This is a genomic window from Paenibacillus sp. FSL H7-0943, from assembly GCF_037963265.1.
Taxonomy (GTDB): domain Bacteria; phylum Bacillota; class Bacilli; order Paenibacillales; family Paenibacillaceae; genus Paenibacillus_AQ; species Paenibacillus_AQ odorifer.
Window position 1 is genome coordinate 4,152,850 of sequence record NZ_CP150148.1, and the last position, 25,969, is coordinate 4,178,818.

Annotated in this window: 23 protein-coding genes; 1 reads left to right on the top strand and 22 read right to left on the bottom strand. The window is 44.1% G+C overall.

Annotated elements, in window-relative coordinates; translation table 11 throughout:
* Window positions 1–90 precede the first annotated feature (90 nt).
* From NSQ55_RS18085 to sleB, 16 genes are all read right to left on the bottom strand, one after another.
* Window positions 91–351: a stage V sporulation protein S gene (locus tag NSQ55_RS18085; protein WP_019910496.1), complete on the bottom strand. Its 261-nt coding sequence runs from the start codon at window positions 349–351 to the stop codon at window positions 91–93.
* A 199-nt stretch (window positions 352–550) separates the two neighbouring features.
* Window positions 551–1,345 carry a TIGR00282 family metallophosphoesterase gene (locus NSQ55_RS18090; RefSeq protein ID WP_076276224.1) on the bottom strand — a complete coding sequence of 265 codons (795 nt, stop codon included), beginning with the start codon at window positions 1,343–1,345 and terminating at the stop codon, window positions 551–553.
* 211 nt (window positions 1,346–1,556) lie between these two features.
* Window positions 1,557–3,098, bottom strand: coding sequence for a ribonuclease Y (gene rny, locus NSQ55_RS18095; RefSeq protein ID WP_036689085.1), 1,542 nt, complete (start codon window positions 3,096–3,098; stop codon window positions 1,557–1,559).
* A 319-nt stretch (window positions 3,099–3,417) separates the two neighbouring features.
* Window positions 3,418–4,143, bottom strand: a complete 726-nt coding sequence (locus NSQ55_RS18100) for a RecX family transcriptional regulator (RefSeq protein WP_076127881.1) — start codon at window positions 4,141–4,143, stop codon at window positions 3,418–3,420.
* Between the two features lie 110 nt (window positions 4,144–4,253).
* The gene (recA, locus tag NSQ55_RS18105; RefSeq protein ID WP_076127879.1) at window positions 4,254–5,318 is read right to left on the bottom strand and encodes a recombinase RecA; all 1,065 of its coding nucleotides are present in this window, start codon (window positions 5,316–5,318) and stop codon (window positions 4,254–4,256) included.
* A 300-nt stretch (window positions 5,319–5,618) separates the two neighbouring features.
* The gene (locus NSQ55_RS18110) at window positions 5,619–6,905 is read right to left on the bottom strand and encodes a competence/damage-inducible protein A (protein WP_036688393.1); all 1,287 of its coding nucleotides are present in this window, start codon (window positions 6,903–6,905) and stop codon (window positions 5,619–5,621) included.
* 108 nt (window positions 6,906–7,013) lie between these two features.
* Window positions 7,014–7,601 (bottom strand): CDP-diacylglycerol--glycerol-3-phosphate 3-phosphatidyltransferase, encoded by a 588-nt coding sequence (pgsA, locus tag NSQ55_RS18115; protein ID WP_036688397.1) that lies wholly within the window; start codon window positions 7,599–7,601, stop codon window positions 7,014–7,016.
* A gap of 155 nt (window positions 7,602–7,756) precedes the next feature.
* Window positions 7,757–8,248, bottom strand: coding sequence for a YajQ family cyclic di-GMP-binding protein (locus NSQ55_RS18120; protein ID WP_076127877.1), 492 nt, complete (start codon window positions 8,246–8,248; stop codon window positions 7,757–7,759).
* 211 nt (window positions 8,249–8,459) lie between these two features.
* Window positions 8,460–8,621, bottom strand: a complete 162-nt coding sequence (locus NSQ55_RS18125; RefSeq protein ID WP_169744781.1) for a hypothetical protein — start codon at window positions 8,619–8,621, stop codon at window positions 8,460–8,462.
* 79 nt (window positions 8,622–8,700) lie between these two features.
* Window positions 8,701–9,633 carry a RodZ domain-containing protein gene (locus NSQ55_RS18130; RefSeq protein WP_339168411.1) on the bottom strand — a complete coding sequence of 311 codons (933 nt, stop codon included), beginning with the start codon at window positions 9,631–9,633 and terminating at the stop codon, window positions 8,701–8,703.
* Between the two features lie 93 nt (window positions 9,634–9,726).
* Window positions 9,727–10,494 (bottom strand): DUF3388 domain-containing protein, encoded by a 768-nt coding sequence (locus NSQ55_RS18135; RefSeq protein ID WP_036688406.1) that lies wholly within the window; start codon window positions 10,492–10,494, stop codon window positions 9,727–9,729.
* 177 nt (window positions 10,495–10,671) lie between these two features.
* Complete coding sequence (locus NSQ55_RS18140) at window positions 10,672–10,935, bottom strand: DUF3243 domain-containing protein (RefSeq protein WP_036688409.1); 264 nt, start codon at window positions 10,933–10,935, stop codon at window positions 10,672–10,674.
* 137 nt (window positions 10,936–11,072) lie between these two features.
* A complete protein-coding gene (gene fabG, locus NSQ55_RS18145; protein ID WP_036688412.1) occupies window positions 11,073–11,840 on the bottom strand; it encodes a 3-oxoacyl-ACP reductase FabG in 768 nt (255 codons plus the stop codon).
* Window positions 11,841–13,121: a pitrilysin family protein gene (locus NSQ55_RS18150; RefSeq protein ID WP_038571902.1), complete on the bottom strand. Its 1,281-nt coding sequence runs from the start codon at window positions 13,119–13,121 to the stop codon at window positions 11,841–11,843.
* 2 nt (window positions 13,122–13,123) lie between these two features.
* Window positions 13,124–14,362 (bottom strand): pitrilysin family protein, encoded by a 1,239-nt coding sequence (locus NSQ55_RS18155; protein WP_254848801.1) that lies wholly within the window; start codon window positions 14,360–14,362, stop codon window positions 13,124–13,126.
* Between the two features lie 176 nt (window positions 14,363–14,538).
* A complete protein-coding gene (gene sleB, locus NSQ55_RS18160; RefSeq protein ID WP_036688421.1) occupies window positions 14,539–15,405 on the bottom strand; it encodes a spore cortex-lytic enzyme in 867 nt (288 codons plus the stop codon).
* A gap of 172 nt (window positions 15,406–15,577) precedes the next feature.
* Here sleB and NSQ55_RS18165 point away from each other — a divergent pair, with 172 nt between their 5' ends.
* Window positions 15,578–17,542: an AraC family transcriptional regulator gene (locus tag NSQ55_RS18165; RefSeq protein ID WP_339168415.1), complete on the top strand. Its 1,965-nt coding sequence runs from the start codon at window positions 15,578–15,580 to the stop codon at window positions 17,540–17,542.
* 89 nt (window positions 17,543–17,631) lie between these two features.
* Here the strand turns inward: NSQ55_RS18165 and NSQ55_RS18170 are convergent, their stop codons facing one another.
* The 6 genes from NSQ55_RS18170 to dapG form a co-directional block, all read right to left on the bottom strand.
* Entirely contained in the window at window positions 17,632–20,292 is a 2,661-nt protein-coding gene (locus NSQ55_RS18170) for a DNA translocase FtsK 4TM domain-containing protein (RefSeq protein WP_339168416.1), read from the bottom strand.
* Between the two features lie 78 nt (window positions 20,293–20,370).
* Window positions 20,371–20,583, bottom strand: a complete 213-nt coding sequence (locus tag NSQ55_RS18175; protein WP_076127863.1) for a YlzJ-like family protein — start codon at window positions 20,581–20,583, stop codon at window positions 20,371–20,373.
* Window positions 20,580–21,347, bottom strand: coding sequence for an ATP-dependent Clp protease proteolytic subunit (locus NSQ55_RS18180; RefSeq protein WP_076136428.1), 768 nt, complete (start codon window positions 21,345–21,347; stop codon window positions 20,580–20,582). Before NSQ55_RS18180 ends, NSQ55_RS18175 begins: the two co-directional genes overlap by 4 nt.
* Before the next feature lie 203 nt (window positions 21,348–21,550).
* Complete coding sequence (locus NSQ55_RS18185) at window positions 21,551–23,230, bottom strand: ribonuclease J (RefSeq protein ID WP_076127859.1); 1,680 nt, start codon at window positions 23,228–23,230, stop codon at window positions 21,551–21,553.
* Between the two features lie 510 nt (window positions 23,231–23,740).
* On the bottom strand, window positions 23,741–24,616 hold the full coding sequence (gene dapA, locus NSQ55_RS18190) for a 4-hydroxy-tetrahydrodipicolinate synthase (protein WP_076201735.1): 876 nt from the start codon (window positions 24,614–24,616) through the stop codon (window positions 23,741–23,743).
* Window positions 24,617–24,632: 16 nt separating this feature from the next.
* The gene (gene dapG, locus NSQ55_RS18195) at window positions 24,633–25,856 is read right to left on the bottom strand and encodes an aspartate kinase (protein ID WP_036688442.1); all 1,224 of its coding nucleotides are present in this window, start codon (window positions 25,854–25,856) and stop codon (window positions 24,633–24,635) included.
* Between the last annotated feature and the right edge of the window lie 113 nt (window positions 25,857–25,969).

The window sequence follows — 25,969 nt, forward strand, 5'->3', positions numbered from 1 at the left end:
CAGATTCTATGCTTAAAAACGCCAGACTATATACGAAAAGCAAAAAACCTGTTTACATAAGTAAACAGGTTCATCCGTTCTATGCTTCTATTATCTGGGTTCTACAATCAATTTAATCGCGGTTCGATCCTCTCCATCAATCACAATGTCTGTAAATGCCGGAATGCAGATCAAATCTACTCCGCTTGGTGCAACAAATCCCCGGGCAATGGCAACTGCTTTGACTGCTTGATTCAGTGCTCCAGCTCCAATAGCTTGTAATTCGGCCGATCCACGTTCACGAAGAACACCTGCTAAAGCGCCGGCGACGGAATTTGGATTGGATTTAGCTGATACTTTTAATACATCCATAGTAAGTACCTCCCCTGGGAAAATAATGGTGTTCTTCCACTACTTTAGATGTTATTCGCGAGAGAAGAAATAATTCCTTCTTTTTGCGGACTACTCTGGAGAAAATGGTACAACAGATACTCTTTTTCGATATAATAAATATCACACTTTACCCTTATTCGGCGAATTTACCCGGAAAATCACTTATCTTATCCTACTACTAGCTCATTACCCATTCATCTTCACGTAGCCGTATTTTCTCCAGACGGGTAGCCGCGCCAGTACTCTCGTCTAACTCTGCAAATAAACCGTGAAGCTGCCATTTGCCTTCATCAACAACAAATCGTGCTGGAAGCTGTGTAGTGAACTTATAAAGTACTGCATCTCTTTCCATACCCAGAATCCCTTCGCTTGAACCAACCATGCCCGCATCGGTCAAGTAAGCCGTTCCACCCGGCAAAATCACATCATCATTCGTCTGAACGTGAGTATGGGTCCCTACTACAATTGATGCGCGACCATCCATGAAATAGCCCATGGCGATTTTCTCAGAGGTAACCTCTGCATGGAAATCAACGAGAATGCATTTATGATCTCTACGTAGCTCTTCCACAATTTCTTCACCCACACGGAAAGGACAATCAATCGCAGGCAAAAATGTACGGCCTTGCAGGTTAACTATAGCTAGCTCTTTGCCGTTACCTTTAACAACTGTATATCCTCTTCCCGGTGTTCCTGGAGGAAAATTAGCAGGACGGATAATCCGGGCCTCATCGTCGATAAACTCGAAGATGTCCTTGTTGTCCCATGTGTGATTACCCATGGTGATTCCGTGAACGCCCCAGTTAAAAAATTCATTTGCGATCGCTTTAGTAATACCTCTACCGGCAGCAGAATTCTCACCGTTAACTATGATTATATGTGGTTGATATTTGCTTTTTAATGAGGGCAACATCTCCCGAAGTGCCTTCCTACCTACACTACCTACGATATCTCCAATGAATAGTACTTTAATGTTTCTCTCCTCCTAATCTTAACCTCTGCATCTAACGGATAAGTCTTCATATTTAAAAGAAAAAAGGCCCCGCTTAGGGGCCAATTTTCATCAAATATAAGAAAGTATAAGTTATATCTTATCCTTTAACCTTATATTCCTAGCAGAAACATGTACAAGGAAACGATCATAAATATCGTTATTTCCGAAGCGTATGTTATCTACTTATTGCCTATTTAGCGTATTCGACAGCCCGTGTCTCACGAATAACGGTAACCTTGATATGTCCTGGATAATCCAGTTCACTTTCAATCATCTTCGTAATATCGCGAGCAAGACGGAATGCCTCTGCATCGTCAATCTTCTCTGGCTGTACCATCACGCGCACCTCACGGCCCGCTTGAATAGCAAATGATTTCTCAACGCCTTCGAATGACTCTGAGATTTCTTCCAGTTTCTCTAGACGTTTAATATACGTTTCCAGTGTTTCACGGCGAGCACCAGGTCTAGCAGCCGACAATGCGTCAGCGGCACCAACCAACATAGCAATAACCGAGGTAGCTTCGCAGTCTCCATGATGAGATGCGATACTGTTGATAACAACCGGATGTTCTTTATATTTCTTCGCTAGTTCAACGCCGATCTCAACATGCGAACCTTCCACTTCATGATCCAGCGCTTTGCCGATATCATGGAGTAATCCTGCACGTTTTGCAAGCACGATGTCTTCCCCAAGCTCACCGGCCATCAGTCCTGTTAAATAAGCAACCTCCATGGAGTGCTTCAATACATTTTGACCATAGCTTGTACGGAATTTCAGACGCCCCAGAATCTTGATCAAATCTGGATGCAAACCGTGAACGCCCACTTCGAAAGTAGCTTGTTCACCATATTCCCGAATCCGTTCGTCCACTTCTTTGCGGGATTTCTCCACCATCTCTTCAATACGAGCGGGGTGAATACGTCCATCAGCCACCAATTTCTCAAGTGCCGTACGGGCCACTTCACGGCGGATTGGATCAAATCCTGACAAAATAACTGCTTCCGGCGTATCATCAATAATGAGGTCGATACCTGTAAGAGTTTCCAAAGCACGAATATTACGGCCTTCACGACCGATAATCCGACCTTTCATCTCTTCATTCGGCAACGTAACAACTGAAACCGTTGTTTCCGCTACGTGATCAGCTGCACAGCGTTGGATAGCGAGTGTGATGATTTCACGGGATTTCTTATCCGCTTCTTCTTTCGCCTGCTGTTCAATTTCTTTGATCATTTGTGCCGTTTCATGGCGAACTTCTTGCTCAACATTGCTAAGAATGATACTTCTTGCATCTTCGATGCTTAAATTGGAGATACGTTCCAATTCAGTGACTTGGTTTTTGTAAATAACATCAATTTGCTGTTGGGTTTCATCAATTCGTTTCTCTTTGTTAGCTACTTGTTCTTCTTTTCTTTCAAGCGATTCCATTTTTTTATCCAGAGATTCTTCCTTTTGCAGCAAACGTCTCTCTTGCCGTTGGATTTCATTCCGACGTTCACGAGTTTCTTTCTCAGCTTCAGTACGGATTCTATGGACTTCGTCCTTAGCTTCCAATACTGTTTCTTTCTTCAGCGCCTCAGCGTCCTTCTTCGCATTCTCAACGATGACAACGGCTTCTCTTTCTGCGCTTTGGATTTTAGCTTCTGCAAGGGATTTACGAATAAAATAACCGAACCCAAAGAATATTGCAGCTACAACGAGAACGATAATGACCCAGATCCATGATTCCAGCATCTGTTCACCTCCTCGTTGGTTCCTCTCCAAGGTATATCCCTGGGAATTGTGCAGTTGTTTAACTATCCGTTCATCACCATACAAAAAACCGGTAAACAACCGATTGCCATACTGCACATGCTGCACATGCACACTGCCCGCCTTATCCGGCGATTACATTTCATATGAGTTGTACGTGAACCGTTTAAAACAGTCTCCTTTTTGGGAAGGAAAAAGGATTCTAATTTTATGCCGATTCATGTTATATTTTATTATTTATAAAAAGACATTGTCAAGAGAGTCGATATACGCATTAATGTCAAGAGAATCAGTGATTCTAGTAAAACTCCTCATCTTCACCTTCATAATTGTCTTCCGCAAGTAAAGTATTGATCACTTGGCGAACCATATCGCCCGAAAATCCACGGCGCATAAGGAAGGCTCCAGTCTTTCTTCGCTTATCTGAAGCTTCTCCACGGATGAGATTCCATTTCTTGCGCCCAGTTTCGAGTGCACTCTCCAGCTCTTGTTCAGGAGTAATATTCTCCAAAGCTTCCGATATAAGGGTTTTGTCTATCCCTTTCTCACGTAGCTCTTGTCGAATCCACATCTTCCCTTTCCGCTGGTTCGCTATTCGTTGCTCTGCCCATTGCTTAGCATATAAAGGGTCATCAAGAAGTCTTTCCTCCTGCAGCCGCTGCACCACTTCCGCAATAATAGTCTCTCCTATTTCCTTCTGGCGTAAACGGCGAGTCATTTCCATAGCGGTGCGTGGTTTACGTTCTAGATAACGGAGGCCTTCTACATAAGCTCGTTGACGCTCATCAGCTACAACAATTTCCACCAAATCAGCCTTCATAAAAGAATTACCAGTAATCATTCGATATTTAATCATGACGTCCTCGTGCACAGTCATGTTATATGCTCCGAAATGTATGATATAACGGTGGTCAGATTTCTTTTGACGTTCTACTTTAGTGATCTCTAAGAGTTCTCCTTCAGGAAAATCAGATAACACCTGCTCATCTTGTTCTTCTGCTTCAAAATCCAGTTGTATTACCATAGTTGTTTGTCACCTCGTAGCAATAGATCGGTTATCGTCTTACTTTCGTTACTTGTTAAGAAAAGACACCCTGCAACAATCAATCACAGGGCGTCCTATTGCTTAATATACTATTCGATTTCGAGAAGCAATTTCTCTTCTTCTTCTTGCTCTGCAATAATATCTTCATTCTTCGGCGCAGCAACAATAGTGGATAAATTACTTGCTTCACGGATCTTATTCTCAATAATAAGGGCAATATCCTGATGTTCCTTCAAAAACTGTTTAGCATTCTCACGGCCTTGACCGAGACGCTCGCCTTCGTAGGAATACCATGCACCACTCTTATTCACGATATCCATTTCAGTACCGATATCTACAAGACTTCCCTCTTTGGAAATCCCTTCACCGTACATAATATCAACATCAGCCTGTTTAAAAGGAGGGGCTACTTTATTCTTCACAATCTTGATCTTAGTACGGTTACCAACCACATCGTTCCCCATCTTGATGCTCTCTACGCGACGTACATCTAAACGTACAGAAGAGTAGAATTTCAATGCACGACCACCCGGAGTTGTCTCAGGGTTACCGAACATAACACCGATCTTCTCACGAAGCTGGTTGATAAAGATAGCGATCGTATTGGATTTGCTAATGGCACCAGAAAGCTTACGAAGTGCTTGAGACATCAAGCGAGCTTGCAATCCGACGTGGGAATCACCCATATCGCCTTCAATTTCAGCCTTAGGTACCAAAGCAGCAACGGAGTCAACGACAATAATATCAACGGCTCCACTACGAACGAGTGCTTCGGCGATTTCCAGCGCTTGTTCACCCGTGTCTGGCTGAGAAAGCAGCAACTCATCGATATTTACGCCCAAGTTACGTGCATATTTCGGATCAAGCGCATGCTCGGCATCGATAAATGCAGCTTGTCCGCCTTGTCTTTGCACTTCTGCAATAGCATGAAGAGCAACTGTTGTTTTACCTGAAGATTCCGGTCCATATACTTCAATAATACGTCCCTTTGGAAGTCCGCCTATACCTAACGCAATATCAAGTGCCAAAGATCCGCTAGGTACAACTTCCACTTGCATATGCGTGGATTCTCCCAGTTTCATTACCGAACCTTTACCAAATTGTTTTTCTATTTGACGAAGCGCCATATCAAGCGCTGCACGACGATCTGACAATCAGACCACTTCCTTCACTGTTTATAGTAATATAATAACGTGTTTTTAAGGTCTTGCCAAGCTTTTTTTCGAACATACATTCGTTTTTTTTGTCTTGGGCGTTATTTATCCCTTTTATTGTAAGCCTCCCTCCGGAGATAGAAGTTAATTAAATTCCCCACTTCACCGGACATCAACGACTTATGATCATGAGTAGTCATCGTGATCAAAATCTCTGCAAATATACAAAAAACCGCAGCAAAGAAATCTCAGTGCCACGGTTCTTCCGTATGTGTTTATTATAACTGGGCTAATCTCCCATTACAAGTCTGAACCCTCAAGAGGTGTCTCCACCTTGCGTTCCTCAAGTCTCCGCCACAGACGATACAGCAGAGCCTTTACAGTACGCAACCGGATATTTTCCCGTGTACCTTTAAGATTAAGCTCATAGACCTCTGTCTTACGTCCCCGTTCAGCCAAGCCGATAAATACAAGTCCAACAGGCTTGCGCTCAGAATAACCCGGTCCAGCCACACCCGTAACAGATAAGCCGAAATCGCTGTCTGCAATCATTCTCACTTGGTCAGCCAACACCTCGGCAACTTCTCGACTTACGGCTCCAGGAGCATTGGGTCCCTCCAAATAAGCACTTGGCACATTCAGTAGCTTTTTCTTTAGGTCATTCGAATAGCAGACGATTCCGCCGGCAAACATCGATGCACTGCCTGGAATATTTGTTATGCTCTCCATCAGCAAACCTCCGGTGCAGCTCTCTGCCGCACTTAAGGTCAGGCCGGCATCCGCCATCCAATCCACAATCAATTGCTCCAGCGGCACATCAATGTTCGCATACAAATGTTCCGGCAAAATCTCCTTGATTTGTTGTTCCAGTATCTCCAGCTTTTTTGTAGCTTCATGCTCAGAAGGGGCCTTTGTCGAAATACGAACAGTTACCTCTCCCTCTTTGGCATACGGAGCAATCGTTGGATCAGTCTGACTGCGAATCAGTTCGATGAGCTTGTCCTCCAGCAGTGATTCTCCGATGCCGGCAAATTTGAGCATTTTTGAATAAAGCGGTGTTTCGTTCGTCAAGGCGTGCTGCTGTAGCCACGGTACTGCTTTATCAACGAACATCGGTTTCATCTCACGAGGTGGACCTGGAAGCACAATATAATATTTCTTCTCATGCTCAAAAGCAATCCCAACCGCAAGACCGATTTCATTCGGCAACGGTGTAGTTCCTTCAATTATAAGTGCCTGTTTGCGGTTATTTTCGGTCATAACGATCTTACGATCATCAAAGAAACGTTGTACATGATCCATCGCCAAACGATCAATATGGAGCGTTCTACCTAGCGATGCAGCCAGTGCGTCTTTAGTCAGATCATCCTCAGTGGGGCCAATTCCGCCCGTAAAGATAATAACGTCAGCCCGACTCTGAGCGATCTCGATGGCTTGCTGTAGGCGGCTGCTGTTATCACCGACAACGGTTTGAAAGTATACATCGATCCCGATGGCAGCTAGCTCGATAGACAAAAACTGGGCATTACTATTCACGATTTGACCGAGCAAAAGCTCTGTCCCTACTGCAATAATCTCCGCTTTCATACCTGGCTTTCGCCTCCTCGTTATAATGTAGGTACACTGCTTTTGGATTTCAAAAAAGGTAATAGGTGCTTCACCTATTACCTTTCCTTGTATATCCAGCTTACATGCTTACGCATTATGCAGCTGTAGCAGATCCTTATTCTTCACAAAATAATCAATTCCAGAATAAATAGTGATAAGCGCTGCGGCCCAAATAGCAATATCGTCTACAGGAATACTGACAAATTGAAATGGGAAATTATTCAACAACAGCAGTGAGATCGCAACAATTTGTACAACCGTCTTTATCTTGCCCCATTTGCTGGCGGCAACCACTTTTCCCTCTAGCAATGCAATCTGGCGAAGTCCGGTGACTGCAAACTCACGACTGATGATTACAATAGCAATCCATGAATCGCATCTGCCCAGCTCCACAAGTGAAATCAGAACTGCAGATACCAGCAGTTTGTCCGCAAGTGGATCAAGGAGTTTACCGAGATTGGTGACCATATTATATTTCCTAGCAATGTAGCCGTCTATTCCATCCGTGCTGGCCGCAAGCAAAAAGATTACAGCTGCTACCAAATGATTAACAGATAGCTGAAACGAGCCCCAATGTATCGGTTCTGGATAAAAACTGAAATCCACCAGTAAAAAAAACATCATAATCGGGATCAGGCAAATACGAGCTAGCGTGATGCGGTTGGGCAAATTCACTGAAGTTTTCCTCCCCTAAATCGTTCATACAAATTGCCTAAATCAGGCTAATCCATTTCTACTTAAGCAAGTATATTATAGCAATAAATAGGTGTCAAAAAAACAGAAAGCACCCCGCGTTGTTAGTGCTAATAAGCACTGCGGGGCACAAAATTCTATTTCATGTTCATGAATTGTAGATCCAGCGGCAAATCAGCTTTACGCAAGATCTGAATAATCTGCTGCAAATCGTCGCGGCTCTTACCGGTCACACGAATTTGATCCCCTTGGATCTGGCTCTTCACCTTTAATTTTGAATCACGGATCAGAATATTAATCTTTTTCGCATTCTCCTGATCAATGCCTTGCTTAAGCCCTAAACGTTGACGTACAGATCCCAGGGAGGCCGGTTCTACTTTACCGAAATCCAGATTCTTTAGGGTAATGCCTCTTTTCACCATCTTTGATTGTAAAATATCAATAACAGCGTTGAGCTTATATTCGTCTTCAGAGGCGATAATAAGTGCGTCTTTCTCCAGCTTCAGACTGCTTTTGCTGTTCTTAAAATCAAAGCGGTTGTCGATCTCTTTCTCTGTTTGGTGAATAGCATTCGTTAACTCCTGCATATCCATTTTGGATACAATATCAAATGAACATTCTGAACTCATTAAACTCCACGTCCTTTATACAATTAGTCTGCTACTATTATAAGAGAATGGTACTATTAAGTCTAATTTTGGATAAATCATTATGTAGCTCACCCGACATAGAAAACAGCCCCACTAAGTGGAGCTTTTCCTTCGAGTGAGTTTGGTTCAAAAGGGTAGAAACACGTCTCCACCGGAAGTACGCCGTTGGAGACGTTCATTTCTACAGCTTCTATCTGCTTCGGACCGGATTACGAAACATATCCAGAATTCCTAGCACAATATGTGCAATACCGAATCCGAGAATTCCGTATCCCCAAGCACCTGGTGTCAAATAGTATCCGATGAGACTGACAACAACCCCAAGGCCAGCTACAATCCAGCTAACTGTCATAAGATGTACACCTCACTTTGGCTAAAACTGAAAACATTCTTATGTTCTCCCTAAAGCCAAAGTCTATACATCCTATTTGTTATTCGCCTGTCCCTTCACTTTGGGTACCTTCATTTCCAGAACCGTCGTCAAGATTAAGCAGGAGACGTGAGGACGTCTTCTCATCCGTGATTACTTGACCATTTACGGTAATCTCAGTTGCTGGGGAATACCCAGACTTAATATACATGCCTTCACTGCCCAGAACGAAGTTCATAGTTTCTCCTGCTGCTGTATTTCCGAAGGAGAGTTTTTCACCTTTAGAGTTCTCGCCTTTGTAAACTTCAAGCCAGCTTACTCCGGATGCAACAATCTCAACCTTAACTTCGCTTCCGGCAGGAGCTGTAACCTTAAATTTCGTTGTTTTGCCTGACTTCCCATCTGGTGTAACCGTGATAGATTGAGGAGACGGCGTTGGTGTCGGTGTTGGCGTAGGCTCCGTAGTTGGCTCAGTAGTTGCTTCTGCACCTGCCGAGGAAGTAGGCGCTACTACACCGCCTCCTGATGCGGGTGGAGATGTTTGTGCTGTATTAGGATCCTGCACATTATTGGTGATATTTGTTTGATCAACTTGATCAGGGTCTGCTTTGTTTAAACTAGAAGCATAAATGTAAATCACTACAATAATCAATATAGGGAATGTCCACATCAGCACCGTTGGCAGCCATTTTGCATTCCGTTCGGTTTCGGGTCTACGGCTGCGCTTTTGAATCACCGTCTCCATGGTCGTGTCTGCGGGTGGTGCAGGTACGTTCCCATGCTCCTCGAGCAGTTCGTCAGGACTCATGCCTACTGCTTCTGCATACGTTTTGATAAACGCCCTCACATAAAAACTTCCTGGAAGCACCTTGTAGTCTCCAGACTCGATGGCTTCCAAATACTTTTTGCGAATTTTTGTTACTTCCTGGACATCGTCAAGACTCATCCCTTTTTGCAGACGTGCCTCTTTCAATTGCCGGCCCAGTTCCGACATACCATCACCTCCTGTAAGTTCTATGAATGTAAACTTCCTTAACCAGCTTTATAAAAAAACATGCTCGGAAGTGTATTCTTCATCGTTTGTGTTCTATAAATCATCACTGTAGCTCGTCGTAAATGACTCGTACAAGATTTCTTCAGTTGGATTATTCCGCAGCTCAATAATAATATCAAAGTCATCATAACTATACTCAGATTCGCGTACGAAAATATCTGGATGCTCAATAACCTTTGTGCTTGGCATGCTCATAACATTTTGCAATAAATTATAATGTTTCTCATTAGAGCGGATCGTACTAACTATACCATCAATTATAAATACATTATGTGGGTTCATCTCATCTTCAGCCAATTGACTGCGCACCGTCTGCCGCAATAATGTGGAGGAGACAAATGTCCAGCGTTTCATAGCACAGACACTGCCAGCTATAATGGATTCCGTCTTTCCTACACGGGGCATACCACGAAGTCCTATAACCTGATTCCCATCTTTTTTAAACAGTTCACCGAGAAAATCAACCAATAGACCTAGCTCATCGCGGGTGAAACGAAACGTCTTCCGATCATCTGAATCCCGTTCAATATATCGCCCATGGCGCACAGCCAGCTTGTCCACGAGCCTTGGAGACCGCAGAGCTGAAACTGTAATATTATCAACTTTTTTGAGCATTTCGCCCATCAGCATAATTTTCTCATCATCATTGGTCTCCAGCAACATTCCGCGAGTTTTTCCTTCAACTCCATTAATCGTCAGAATGTTAACTTCCAGCATCCCTAACATTGAAGCGATATCACCAAGCAGACCGGGTCTGTTCTTGTGAATCTTGTATTCCATATACCACTGTTTATATTCCACTTGTACACCTCATAGATTCCTTTTCCCTACCCTTTGCCAATACAGCAAAAAAAGCTGCCCCGGCAAAGCGGTCTTTTACACGGGTCATGTTAATGATATATAAAATAAAAATGAAAGGCAAGGTCAGTCCTGTAATAATTGCAGAAAAGCTCCCACAGGGGGAGCTTTTCCGCAAGCTTAGGCGTTGTCTTTCGCCAACTTGACCATGAGTTTAGCAATCGTTTGCTTTTCTTCATCGTTGCCGACATCCCATAGCTCTTTGATCGCACGGTTTTGAGTGTTTGCTGGATCCACTTTTTCATCAAGGAATTCCCCGATTTCAAAAGCCAGCTTTGAGATTGTATCTTGACTCATCCCAAGTTTCTCTGCCTGTACAACCCGTTTACCTAGGAATTTCTTCCAGGTGTCAAAATTTTTGATTACGCTATCGTCTTGTGTCATCTTAAATCCTCCTTCATGTTTACGGTCAAACACCTGCATACAGGCTGTAAGCCGCCTTACGAGAGATTAAAAAACAACACTTATAATATGTCTCAGACGATAGATTCTTATGCTGGAGCTTTTCTCCAAGTTAAGCATTAAGTAATCCAGCCACCGTTAGGACTAATGATCTGCCCAGTAATATACCCGGATTCAGGCAATGCTAAAAAGTAAATCAGTGAGGAGATCTCGTTCGGTGTAGCCAAACGTCCCGCCGGAATCTCATCCTCCAGCATCCGGACCTCATCCTCCTGTAGGTTAGACAACATATTCGTATTAACCGCTCCTGGAGCTACCGCGTTCACAGTTACGCCAGAAGGTGCTAGTTCCTTAGCTAACGCCTTAGTAAAAGCATTTACTCCGCCTTTACTGGCTGAATAAGCGACCTCGCAAGAGGCTCCCGATATTCCCCACACGGAAGAAACGTTGATGATTCGACCATAACGCTGGGATACCATGTACGGCATAAAAATCTGGCTGCACATAAAGGTACCTTTCAAGTTAATGGCCATAATATCGTCCCATTCCTCTTCACTCACATCAGCCAGCATCCCATAATGAGATTTACCGGCATTGTTGACAAGAATATCCGGCTGCATTCCATTACTTTCAAGCTTCTCCGCCATTCGTACAATCTGACTGCGATCCTTCATATCCGCATTTACAGTCATTACCTTTGCTCCAAGGGCCATACAACGCCGAGCGACATCATTAGCAGCTTCATGTGAGTGCTTGTAGTGAATAACAATATTCATGCCTACAGAGGCAAACCGTTCTGCAATGGCGCCACCGATTCCCCCGCTGCCCCCTGTCACCAGAACTGTCATTTCTCCTAATGGTTTGTTGCTCTCTCCCAAAAGCGCCATTTAAGGACTCACCACTAGTGAAACAGCGAGCTGCTCCCAATTTACATGGGCATGTAAACGCTCATTCACTTCAGCTAAAGTAATCGATTCGTAAATAGGCAGAACTTCAAACAGGTCACCACCACGGAATTGGTAACGTGTAAATTCATGTGCGATACTTTCAGGGGAGTTCAGCATGCGCAAATATCCGCCTATTTTCTTTTTCCGTGCCCGCTCGAAGTCCTTCTCAGCAAAGCCAGACTTTAAGATCTGATCCACTTCTTCTTTAATTCGTTTTAGCAGCAAATCCGGGTCCTTGGTATCTCCACCCATAGCTGAAAAAGCATATTGTTCTGAACTATTAAATTCATGGCCAAAGCTGTCTGAGATCAGTTCTTCATCATAGAGCTTTTGGTACAACGCTGTGCTGCTGCCAACCAGCAAATCAAGCATAAGCTTTGTGGCGAGATCACGCTTAAGCGCAGCTTCGCCTGTAAGACCATCAACTTTTTCCTTAAATCCAAACATAATCTTAGGCATCGAAACAGCGAGTTTGCTTTCTAAGCGCTTCGTAGCGACTTGTTCCGGCTCCTCTTCAAAAATACGCTTAATCTCACCTTGTTTACCATAAGATTTCCCCTGCTGATTGCTGCGAATCAAGGAGAATACCTTCTCTGGATCCACACCACCCACTACGAACAACAGCATATTGCTGGGATGATAAAAAGAGTTGTAACAAGTGTACAGTGTTTCTTTCGTAATCGTACTAATCGACTCTATTGTTCCGGCAATATCAATCCGAACCGGATGTTTCGAATACATGGCCTCAATAAGGCCAAAGTACACGCGCCAGTCTGGATTATCTGCATACATATTGATTTCTTGACCAATGATCCCTTTTTCCTTTTCTACATTCTCATCCGTAAAATAAGGTCGTTGCACAAAATCAACGAGTGTACTAAGGTTGGTCTCTATGTTCTCTGTTGCCGAGAAAAGATAAACCGTCTGATCAAAACTTGTAAAAGCGTTAGCTGAAGCTCCATTTGAGGCAAAAGTGGCAAAAATATCGCCTTCTGGCTCTTCAAACATTTTGTGCTCCAAAAAGTGAGCTATACCATCAGGAACAGTGGTCTCTTCTCCACCTGCGACATGAAAATGGTTATCTACAGAACCATATTTAGTTGCAAATGTGGCGTAAGTTTTTTTGAATGTTGGTTTTGGCAATACATAAACCTGAAGCCCATTATCCATCACCTCATGATAAAGGGTCTCTTGAAGTCTGTCGTATTGAATCTGTTCCATCTCTATTCCTCCTTCCCTGTCAAGAAATAAATCGTATCCAGCTGAAAGGTCTCCGCTGCAGCTTTTACTTCCCCTGCACCGATTTGTTCCACCTCTTCTAGCAGCTGATCCGCTGTCCGTTCTTTTCCTGACAACTGGCGGTTGAAGTCGTAAGAGATCATCTCAAAAGCAGAATCCGGAATCTCGGAAAGCTGATTGCGGATCATGGCTTTGGTCTGGCTTAACTCCAGATCACTGATATTGCCAGCTTTCATCTCTTCCAGTTGTTTCTCTATAATTTCAACAGCTTTGTTGTAATTTTGCGTTTCAATACCTGATTGTATCGTTCCAATCCCCTTGTGACCGTCATAGCGTGAAGAAGCATAGTATGCAAGACTGGCCTTTTCCCGTACATTGACGAAGAGTTTGGAGTGTGGATACCCTCCTAATATTCCGTTGTACATAAGTGCGGACGCATATGTATCGTCCTTATACGTAATTGATGTGCGCAGACCCATGTTCAACTTGCCCTGACTGACATCCAGCTTCTCCTCTACCGTCCGTACCTCGCTGACGGATACTGGGACAAACTTGGAGCTATATAAGCCCACCTCCGACTGAATGCGTCCGAAGTGATGCTGCACAAGCTTTTCAACTTCCTCAGTAGTCGTATCTCCCACTACATAGAGATCCAAAATAGCTCCATCCAGCCATGAGTTATAGGATTCGTACAAACTTTTTGGAGTAATCCGATCCAAATCCGCTCTTTGACCCAGTGGATGAAGGCGATAGGGCTCGTTACGGCACATTTCTTCGATACAGCGTTCCGCAGCATAACGAATCTTATCATTTACGATAGATTCCAGCTTCTTGCGCACTGTTTCACGCTCTGTTGCAACATAGGAAGAACGGAAGCTTCCATCCTCCACCAACGGACGGGTCAGGACTTCTCCTAGGAAAGCAAAGGATTGTTCAAGCAAGCTCTCCTGACTCTGCACGAAGGAGTCATTAATGGTGTCCATGCGAAACTGAACAATCTGATAATCGCCTCTTTTATAAATATCAAAACCAAATCCAGCGCCATACAGCTCCTCCAAACGCTCGCGGAATTGAGTAGTCTCTGGATAAGAAGCGGTACCTCTGCGGAGCACAAATGGGGCAAGTGCTGTAGGGGTTACCGTATCCTCATTAAGTGGGACGCCGGCATAAAGTGAGATGGCGTAGGTCTTGAACGCCTTGGTAGGCATCACGTGAATACGCATACCTGCAACGTTGCCATGCTGAAATACATTATTAGTCAAGTCCAAAACTCCTTTACCGCGTGGATAGTTGCTCATTAACATGTTTATGAATTAATAACCATTCTAAACCATTCCAAAGTAAGGAAGCAACCGGATGCCTCTTCCCGGTTGCTCTCTGGATTTACTTCTTTACTTATCTACATACAGAAAATATGCTGGCCGATAGTCTTGACCTGTGGACGAGTCCAAATCCATTTGGAGGTCGCCGTTTTAGGGTTGAAATAATACAAACATCCACCCGAAGGATCCCAGCCATTCAGCGCTTGCTGCACTGCTTTTCGTGCCTGCTCATTTGGCTCCAAATAAATCTGCCCGTCAGCTACAGCTGTAAAAGCTCCCGGCTGAAAAATAACGCCAGACGGCGTATTTGGAAAGCTCGGAGATTTTACCCGGTTCAAGATTACTGCAGCAACAGCAACTTGTCCTTCGAAAGGTTCACCTCTTGACTCACCATAGACGGCATTAGCCATAATTTTGAGATCATTTTCTGATAATCCCATCGTATTCCCTGAAGACAGAGACGCTGAATCCGAATTATTGGTTGTATTTGTTTTGTTACCGGTGTTGTTGTTTGCTGTATTATTTCCGGTTGCTGAAGCCGACTCTGTTGGCTTCCAGTTCTTAGTTGCGTTATACAATTTCAGCTTAGTCTTAGCGCCTACGATGCCATCAGACTTCATTCCAAACTTCCATTGAAACCACGTTACTGAATTTTTCGTTTTCGGACCAAACTGACTGTCTATTTTCCCTTCATAAAAGCCCAGATGTTTTAAACGTCCTTGCAACTCATAAACATCCTGACCAGAAGAACCGAGTTTAATCGGAGTCGTGCTGAAGGCAGGCAAGGCCTCTTCTTCAGGATGATTTAGTTCATGGACAAATGACGCAGCAGCACTTTGCTTGGTCTGTACTATGCCATTACCCTGGAGCAGCATTCCTGCAAACGGCGCGGCAGCAAGTGCAAGGGTTAAAGAAGCAAAGATCCACAACTTATGTTTCTTCATAGGGGTTCGCTCTACCTTTCTTTTGTGAGTTCTGCATGGATGGCTAAAGTTATTATGACGACTGTCAGGACATCCTATGCATTACTAAAAAAGAAGTAATAGCATTTCATTGTAATTGAGAATAATTATCAACTATAATCGAAATAAGAAAACGTTGGAGTTGATATTAATCATGAATTTAAAGGACCACATTTTATTGTGGAACCACGCATTAATAGAAATTATTGATATACGCCATACTTTTCAACGATCTAGTGATCTGAATTCACATTATCAGCTGCCCTCAAGCGCATTCTTGTTGATCATAAACGGCAAAGCCGAAATACTGATTGACGAGATCCCGCATGAGATCGGCAACTTTCATATCCTTCATGGTGGAAAAGGAATGAACATTCAATTTTTACGCACGGAGGAACTACTGGAGTATTACTTAATTTTATATAAAGCAAACCTTTCACTCGCCTCACGCAACAATCTAAAAGCAATTATGGAACACAATAATCCCTTTAATCTTCAATATGGATTTACGCCTACTAGTCCACTGCCCTTATTTGATAAGATGGAGAACATGTTTACTGATTGGGGCAAAACAGGTCTTTTGGATCGGCTGCATGTTAAAACACTGTTTTATCAATGGATTTATGAGCTGCTTAGGCAGCTGCATACGTTGGAAACACAGTTAATACAACCTGATCCGCTAGATCAAGCAATTCGCTATATGCAGACTTATTATAAGGAAACCTTCTCTCTTGAAAAATTAGCTAAAGCGGTAAACAGCAGCCCTAGAACATTATCCAGATTATTCAGAACACGGCTGCAGACTAGCCCTGCTCAGTACTTAATCAGCATCCGCATGGAAAAATCGAAAATACTGCTCCTGAACACTGAGGCGAGCTTGCATGACATCGCAATTGCAGTAGGTTATCCTGATGGCTATTATCTAGGAAAAATGTTCAAAAAATATTACGGAACCTCCCCTGTCCGATACAAAAATAAATTGATCACCCAACCCAGTTGGCGTGATATGCCATCCCAAGGTGCACAAATTGACATTGCCCGAACACAACCTCTCCGTTATATTGATTATGATAATCATTATCAATATAACGGAGAAGGGGAATTACCAATGTTTAGAAATGCCAAACCATCATTACTGCTCACCCTGTTATTATGCTTTACCATAGTGTTAAGCGCTTGTTCCACGGGAACCACAAATTCAAATGCGTCAAGCAATGGGACACCAACCCCCTCAGCAGAAACAAGTACAGGAGCAAATACAGACAAAGTTGCTGTCGAAGCACAAACCCGGATAATTTCCACAGTTAAAGGAGACATTGCCGTTCCCACTAGTCCACAAAGAGTCGTAGTTCTTTATTTGCTCGGTGATGTACTGGCTCTAGGCATTAAACCTATAGGTGTATCCGATGTATCCGAGGGTGCTGCATTTGAAGATGAGCTAAAAGATGTGCAAAAGCTTGGCACCTGGTTTGAGGCTAGCCCTGAAGCAATCCTTGCTCTAAATCCTGATCTTATCATCGTGCCGTCAGAGGAAACTTATGAAGCCCTCCACCAAATTGCACCAACAGTGTTAGTTCCGTATGAAAAAATGTCAACAGAAGAACGGGTGTCCTTTATTGGACAAGTCGTAGGCAAAGAAGATCAAGCAAAAGAATTATTTACTGATTTCCATAAAAAAGTTGAAGACAGCAAACAAAAGCTGCAAGAAGCTGGTATTCTGGATCACACAATATCCATCATGGAAGGTGGAAAAGACAACAGTATGGCTGTTGTGGCAAGCAAGCAATTCGGACGTGGTTCGCAAATCATTTATGAATATTTAGGCATGAAGGCGCCGGAAATCATTCAACAGAAAATAGATACGGCGACTGGTGCGGATGGCGAATCCGTATCCTTTGAAGTCCTTGGCAAATACAGCGGTGACTATATCTTCCGCTCCTCTTATGATGGTATGGCTGATCTGACCCAAAACCCAATTTGGAACAATATCCCTGCCGTGAAAGAAGGCCGTTTGATGGAAATTGATTTTGGATTAGGTTATTACAGTGATATCTATTCTCTAAATGTGCAACTGGATTATATTGTTGAAGCTTTGCTTGCTGCACCTAGAGTCAAATAAGTACTCAGGATACAAAAAAGAGATGGTCCACTTCATAAAGTGGCCATCTCTTTTACTGTCTATTGAAGGTTTCGACGGGCTTGTCCAGCTTAGGAGCTGATCTTGTTATGCTGATATTGCTCAAGTGACACCAGCACCTCACGCGGCTTGCTGCCCTCGTAAGGACCGATGACTCCACGAGCCTCCATAGAGTCAATCAACCGGGCTGCACGGGTATAACCGACACGCATACGACGCTGTAGCAGCGACACTGAAGCCTGCTTAGCCTCCAGCACAATTTGTACGGCCTGCTCGTATAATTCATCTTGTGGCTCCTGATCCTCAGTGATTGTATCATCCACTTCAGGAACGATGGACTCATCGTATTCGGCTTCACCTTGACTGCTGACATATTGAACAATAGTCTCTACTTCTTGGTCGCTCATAAAAGCTCCCTGTACACGAATAGGTTTAGATGCGCCCATTGGCAAGAACAACATATCACCTCGGCCTAACAGCTTCTCTGCACCGGGCATATCCAAAATGGTACGTGAATCCACATTGGACGATACGCCAAAAGCGATCCGGGATGGAATATTAGCTTTAATTAAACCTGTGATTACATCTACTGAAGGGCGTTGTGTAGCGATAATTAAATGAATTCCAGCCGCCCGCGCCATTTGTGCAAGTCGGCAAATTGCATCCTCGACATCATTGGCTGCAACCATCATCAAATCCGCAAGCTCGTCCACAATAACAACGATATACGGGAGAATTGCCGCTGGATTCTCAGCCATTAGCTTATTATAACCTTCCATATTCCGTGTTCCCGATTTGGAGAATAGCTCGTAACGCTTCTCCATTTCCACAACAATCTTCTTCAAAGCAAGACTTGCCCGCTTGGGATCTGTGACAACCGGAGCCAGAAGATGGGGAATTCCGTTATACACATTCAGCTCTACCATCTTAGGATCGACCATGAGGAATTTGACTTCATCAGGTTTAGCTTTGTATAAGATGCTTGTTATAATCCCGTTGATGCAGACAGATTTACCGGAGCCTGTTGCACCGGCCACCAATAAATGGGGCATCTTAGCCAGATTGCCAATAATGGTCTGGCCGGAAATATCACGGCCAAAAGCAATCGATAATCTGGATTCAGCCTCCTGAAAAATCTGTGTTTCCATAACTTCGCGCATGGTAACAATAGACACCTCAGAGTTCGGAACTTCTATCCCAATTGCAGATTTACCCGGAATCGGCGCTTCCATCCGAATATCTTTGGCTGCAAGTGCAAGGGCAATGTCATCCGTCAGATTTACAATACGGCTAACCTTAACCCCAATATCCGGTTGTATCTCATACCTCGTAACCGCTGGGCCTCTTACTACCTCCAGCACCTTAGCCCGTACCCCAAAGCTTTCAAGTGTTGCTTCTAACTTACGGGCTGTCTGCATATAATCATTCTGATCTCCAGCTTTGCCACCATTGTTAGGTTTGGCTAGAAGACGGAACGATGGCAGCTTATATGGCTTCGGTGGAGGTGGTGCTGGAAGAGCAGGAATAATCTCTCCATCTGGAGAAGCACCTAGCAGGCCTTCCAAGTCTATGCTTACATTCTCCTCAGACTCATCCGTAGGCTGCTGCTTAACGGCATTAGGTCCGGCTACAGCAGGTTTAGCTGCTTCACCACGAGCTGCGGGTGAGAATTCACTCCACTCTTCCCGGTCTTCTTCGTTTAACCCTTCTGAACGGATATGTTCAAAGAAGTCACGAATAATAGGCGTCACAGGTTCAATATCCAGATCCGCATCATCAAAATCATGATCGATATCGTCTAATGGAATTACATGACTATCTGGAGTTAATCCCGAAATAATCGGACCGGTTGAAGCACTTGTCACAATTGGACCCTGATCGTCATCCTCAGAATCTGCTTCCACCTGTGAACGCGTGGAGCCTGAGAACCAACCAGATATTTTTTTCAAAAGGACAGGTTGTTTGCGATTAGGCAAATACCGATCGTCTTCGTCTTCTTCCTCCTCGTCATCATAGACAGGCTGCTTCACCTGCCGAGCTTTAGCTGGGGCAGCGGCTCTAGAAGGTCTGGCCGCTACGGGAACCGCCTTCGGACGGTTTGCAGCATGGAGACGAATCCCCTCCACAAACTTAACCAAGCGCACTCGCAAAAGCGTAAAAATCTCCACATAGGACAAGTTGGTAATTAGCATAAAGCTGATCGCCAGCATGACGATCATAAGCAGCTTAGCGCCCAGACTACCAAAAAGCCATAACAGCGCTGCATACTCCAACCCGCCAATGTACCCTCCGCTTATATCCTTACCCAGCATATAGACATTGCTTTCGTTCGAGCCAGGTGAAAGTGATCCCGAAAGATCATTATGTATTTGTGTCATTACATTGCCAGGATGTAACAAAGACAACGGGCCAAGCTTCTGCTCCATTGCAGATATTGTGCTCATAAGGCACATAGACAATAGAAGCAGAAGCACGCCAGTATGCCTGCTGTTCCACGAGGAAGGCCATCTTCGATGGATCATCACCATAAGTCCATAAAAAATGCCGATAAGCGGCAAGACAAAATAAAATCTCCCTAATAAGTAACCCGCCATACTTGAAAGTGAGCGCCCTACGGCTGCTTCACCAGACAGTGCAATGACGGAAATAGTTATTAATAAAATTCCATATATTTCATATTTTAAAACGCTGCCGAGCAGCGCTTTTTTCTTCTTCTTTTTTCGTTTAGCCACGCCAGCCACCCCCGGAACAACATTATACCATATAATGGCGTGGCGTACCTATGTTCTCTTTTGTCAGAAAATGAATCTTTATGTTAATGTAATTATCGAACCTGGAGAGAACGCCGGATCTAGATAACGGTTCAGCGGACAATCCAATAATCTCACAATCCGCGCACGTCCTTCCTCCATCGGTTCAACCTGCATCAGCATGCCCTGCACACTAACTTCTCGGGTTGCGGCATAATTGTTAAATGCCCCCTCCCACACCTGTTCCATTGCAACTACTGTGTACAGTGTCATTGCGTAATCCCTCCTGGAGTCGATGCTGAGAAATCCCCGCCGATCATTCGGTTAAGATGCGCAAGTGCCGCTCCGATCCCGCCGACCTCATCCATCAGACCATATTTAACGGCATCCAAGCCCCCCACAGCCGTCCCGATATCACGATTGAGCTCACCTGTCTTAAACATGAGATCACGGAACTGTTCTTCAGAAATACGCGAATGGGAAGTCACAAATTTAACGACACGTTCCTGCATTTTCTCCATATACTCGAAAGTTTGCGGCACTCCGATCACTAAACCATTCATTCGAATCGGATGAATCGTCATCGTTGCACTTTCAGCAATAATCGAATAAGTGGAGGAAACTGCAATCGGCACCCCGATGCTGTGCCCGCCTCCAATGACTACGGTTACCGTTGGCTTGGAGAGGGATGCAATCATTTCCGCAATTGCTAATCCCGCTTCTACATCTCCACCTACCGTATTTAAAATGATAAGCAGGCCTTTGATGTTTTTATTCTGCTCAGCTGCCACCAGCTGCGGAATGATATGCTCATACTTTGTTGTTTTGTTCTGTGGAGGCATAACAATATGTCCTTCAATCTGACCAATAATCGTTAAGCAAAAAATATCAGGCTCTCCACTTGGGACTACTGTTTGTCCAAGCTCCTTAATCGCTCCCATTGTAGTGGGCGGCATATTTTCATTAGGATTCGGATTAGTTTCTCCTGGGACAACTTCCTCATTTTTTGCTCCATTTGATCCTTCGATGTAGTTCATCTTCGCAGCTCTCCCTTGTTATATGCAGCTCTAGTCTGCTGTTGCCTTACTAACAATCCTTAGTATGACGTTTCAGGGTGCTGCATTATGCAATTTTCAGCTTATGAACATACAAAAACCCCTTCTCCCGTGGAAACCGTCCAATATTTCCGGGGAAAAGGGGCTCAGCCCTAGCTATATATTCATTGAAGGAGAAACTCTCCTTACACTTCCATGATAATTGGCAAAATCATCGGTCTGCGGCGCGTTTGTTCATATAAGAAACGGCCCAGCGAATCTTTTACGCTTGTTTTAAGGGAAGCCCACTCATTTACTTTTTCACTCATCAGGCGTTGCAATGTACTGGATACAATTCGGTTAGCTTCGTCGAGCAGCCCTTCGGACTCCCGAACATAAACAAAACCACGTGAAATGATGTCAGGTCCAGAAACAATTGCACCATTCTGCTTGCTAAGTGTAACCACGACAACCAAGATACCATCTTGAGACAGCAACTTACGGTCACGCAATACAATGTTACCAACATCGCCTACACCTAGTCCGTCAATCAATACGTTACCAGCTGTTACTTTACCAGCCTTACGAGCGGCACCGCCCTGGATTTCAACAATTTCACCGATTTCAGTGATAAAAATGTTCTGTGGCTCTACGCCAACCGATTCTGCCAGTAAAGCATGTTTGCGCTGCATGCGGTATTCACCGTGGATCGGAATGAAGAATTTCGGTTTCATCAGGTTAAGCATAAGCTTAAGTTCTTCTTGACTACCGTGACCGGATACGTGAACGCCGGAGTTGGAACCGCTGTAAATCACATTAGCACCAAGACGGAACAATTCATCGATAGTACGGCCTACATACTTCTCATTACCTGGCACAGGTGTTGCCGCAATAATAACGGTATCGCCTGGCAGGATATCTACTTTACGATGACTAGAACGTGCCATACGTGTCAATGCAGACATTGGCTCACCTTGGCTGCCTGTGCAAAGAACAACTACACGATTTGCTGCCATTCTATTCATTTCTTCCGGTTCGATCAGCATTCCGTCAGGTACGTTCAAATATCCAAGCTCTGAAGCGATGGATACAACGTTGACCATACTGCGGCCAATTACCGTAATCTTACGACCCGTAGATTCTGCTGCATTAACCACTTGTTGAATACGGTGCACATTGGAAGCAAAAGTTGCTACAACGACACGTTGCTCAGCCTTGCGGAAAATATCTTCCAGCACAATACCGACATTCTTCTCAGATGGGGTAAAGCCTGGTTTCTCAGCATTCGTACTATCTGACAAAAGAGCAAGTACGCCCTTTTGGCCAATCTCTGCCATCCGATGCAGATTTGCAAATTGACCGTTGACTGGGGTGTGGTCAAATTTGAAATCGCCCGTATGAACAACATTTCCTTCCGGAGTCTCAATGCATACACCCACGGAATCAGGAATACTGTGGTTGGTTCTAAAGAAAGTTACCTTAAGTGAGTTCCCCAATTGAATTTCTGAATCTTCGTTGATCAGAATCCGTTTGGTGTCACCCAGCAGGTTCGCTTCCTTCAATTTGTTCTCTACAAGACCTAAAGTCAATCTTGTTCCATAGACTGGAACATTCAAATTCTTCAGGACATAAGGTAGACCACCGATGTGATCCTCGTGTCCGTGAGTAAGCACAATACCTCTTACCTTGTCACGGTTCTCTGTCAAATACGAGATATCAGGAATTACGATGTCAATACCGAGCATATCCTCTTCCGGAAACTTGAGTCCCGAATCCACGACTACAATGTCAGCTCCGTATTGAATAACATACATGTTTTTCCCGATTTCTCCGACTCCGCCCAATGCGAAAATCGTCAATTTATCGTTGTTGTTTTTTTTGGACAAATGAATCTAACCCTCCTATGATGTTGGACGTCATACTTTTATTGGTAAATATCGAACTTCGATTATTTCAGCGGCGCTGAACACATTTCTTTCAAACAGCCAATAACTTCCAATCGACGAGGAAATTCCTGAAATCTGTAAAATGCGCAATGCGAAAGCTCCCGATTCCGGGCAGTAAAGTTCATATTGAAGCGGACAAACGCCATCAAAATTCACCGTCGCGCCCCTCGCGCGAAGACATGTCATTTATTTAAACAGACTCATCTTGGGACCTATCCTGTCTCACAATGTATTACATTGACGGAAGATTACCGCATATTTAATTTTAACCGCACCCAGTCACTTAAGATCATTATACATGATTTTTTTGGCAAAAGACAAGTCATCCGCCTCGTATCCAAATTCTTTCCTTAAATTCGCCTCAATATTTCAGAAAAAAAATATAAATGCAAAAACCGGCTCCCTCAATAGAGTAGCCGGTTTAGAACGTACATCAGCAATGATTAATTCTTAGTGAAAAAGCGCTTCAATAAAAGCCGCTTCCGCTTCCGTTGGCGAAATAAGCGGCAATCTGACTCCGCCCACAGGGATCCCCTTGAGTCCTAAAGCATATTTTACAGCTGAAGGATTGGGCAGCGGTTGTGGGCATTCAAACATTCCTTTAAAAATCGGGAACAGCTGGCGATGAATCTCTCCAGCAAGCTGAACATTGCCGGAGGTATAAGCGTAAATCATTTCTGACATCTGCGCACCAACCACATGGCTAGATACACTTATAATTCCGTATCCACCGACAGCCAGACTGGCAAGACCTGAGGCATCATCACCCGTATATACACGGAAATCATCTGAACAAGCAGAGGCAATAAGTGTTACCTGATCTACAGACGCGCATTCTTTCGTAGCAACGATGTTCGGAATCTCAGCAAGTCGCAGGGTAGTGGCCACGCTCATACTTACACCTGTTCGACCTGGAACATTATATAGAATCACTGGTAATGAAGTCTCTGAAGCAATCGTGGAAAAATGCTGATAAAGACCTTCCTGATTCGGTTTATTATAATAAGGAACGACCAAAAGCACTCCATCTACGCCTATTTTCTCCGCTTCCTTCGTCAGATGAATGGAATGTTTCGTGTTATTGCTGCCAGTTCCAGCAATAACTTTACAACGTCCATTCGCCTTTTCCAGCACAAAAGAAAACAGCTGCAGCTTTTCCTCATCGCTTAACGTAGGCGATTCCCCTGTCGTTCCGCAGACAACCAAAGCCTCTGATTTCTGTACCTCAATTAAATAATCGACAAGCTGTGAAGTTACATCCCAGTTGATTTCTCCATCCCCATCAAAAGGGGTTACCATGGCTGTTATTAATCTTCCGAAATCCACTTTGAATTCCTCCTTGTCAGCGGTGCAATTCAAACATAGCATGCAGCGAACGCAGGGACTGCACCATATCTTCTTTTTTCACAAGCACCCATATCGTTGTATTCGAATCCGCGGATTGTAGAATTTGAATGTTTTGCGAGCTAAGCGCCTCAACAATGCGCGCCATAATACCAGGCACACCATTAATTCCGCCCCCGATAACAGAAACTTTGGCACAACCCGACAAACTCTTAGGTCGCAAACCCAGCTGCTGTAGAGCAGAAATAGCCTTCTCTGATTTGTCATCAAAAACCGTATAAAGAGCTTCCGTAGGTGTTACATTAATAAAATCAACGCTTATCCCGTTATCTGCCATACTCTTAAAGATTTGCAGTTGCACTCCGGTTCCGTTACCGTCCGGGCATTCCACAGAAATCTGTGTAACATTGCTGACATAAGCAATCCCTGTAACGAATCGATCCACAATTCCCCCTGCTTGGATATCGTTAAATCCTTCTGGATTCGTAACCAACGTACCTTCAGCTTCTGAAAAGGTTGAACGAACACGAACTGGGATCTGTGCCTGCATAGCAATCTCAACCGCACGTGGATGAATGACTTTTGCTCCCTGATGAGCCATATTGCAAATTTCAGTATAACTAACGTAAGTTAATGGCTTAGCATCTTCAACGATCCGTGGATCTGCTGTAAGAATTCCGTTAACATCCGTATAAATATCCACCATATCAGCATGAAGAGCAGCACCCAGTGCTGTAGCAGAGGTATCACTGCCGCCACGGCCTAAAGTTGTCAAATCACCCGCCTCAGTCTGGCCCTGGAACCCGGTAACAATAACTACCTTATCCTCACGCAGCTCACGGAGAATGCGTTCCGGACGCACATCCAGAATTCTGGCATTACCGTAGTTGCTGTCTGTCAGAAATCCTGCCTGAGCTCCCGTTAACACTGTAGAAGCGATGCCTTCATTCTCCAGCAGCCCACATAGAGTAGTAGCTGAAATAATTTCGCCACAGCACATCAAGAGATCTTTTTCCCGGTCTGGAAGTGCATCTCCGTTCTGCACAGCCCAATCCAGCAAAGTGTCAGTTGCGTAAGGCTCTCCACGACGGCCCATAGCCGATACAACAATTACAAGACTATAGCCACTTGCCAGCTCCCTTTTGACATTGCGGATTACGTGTTCTCTAGCTTGCGGTGTGGATAGCGATGTTCCTCCGAATTTTTGTACCAGAATACCCATGTATAATTCCCCCATTATTATCAAAGCAAACACACTAATCATTCGTGAAAAGATTACGGTACGTGAGCTTATTCGTTAAGTAAGTTGTTAAATGGCTGTACCGCCCTCGAACC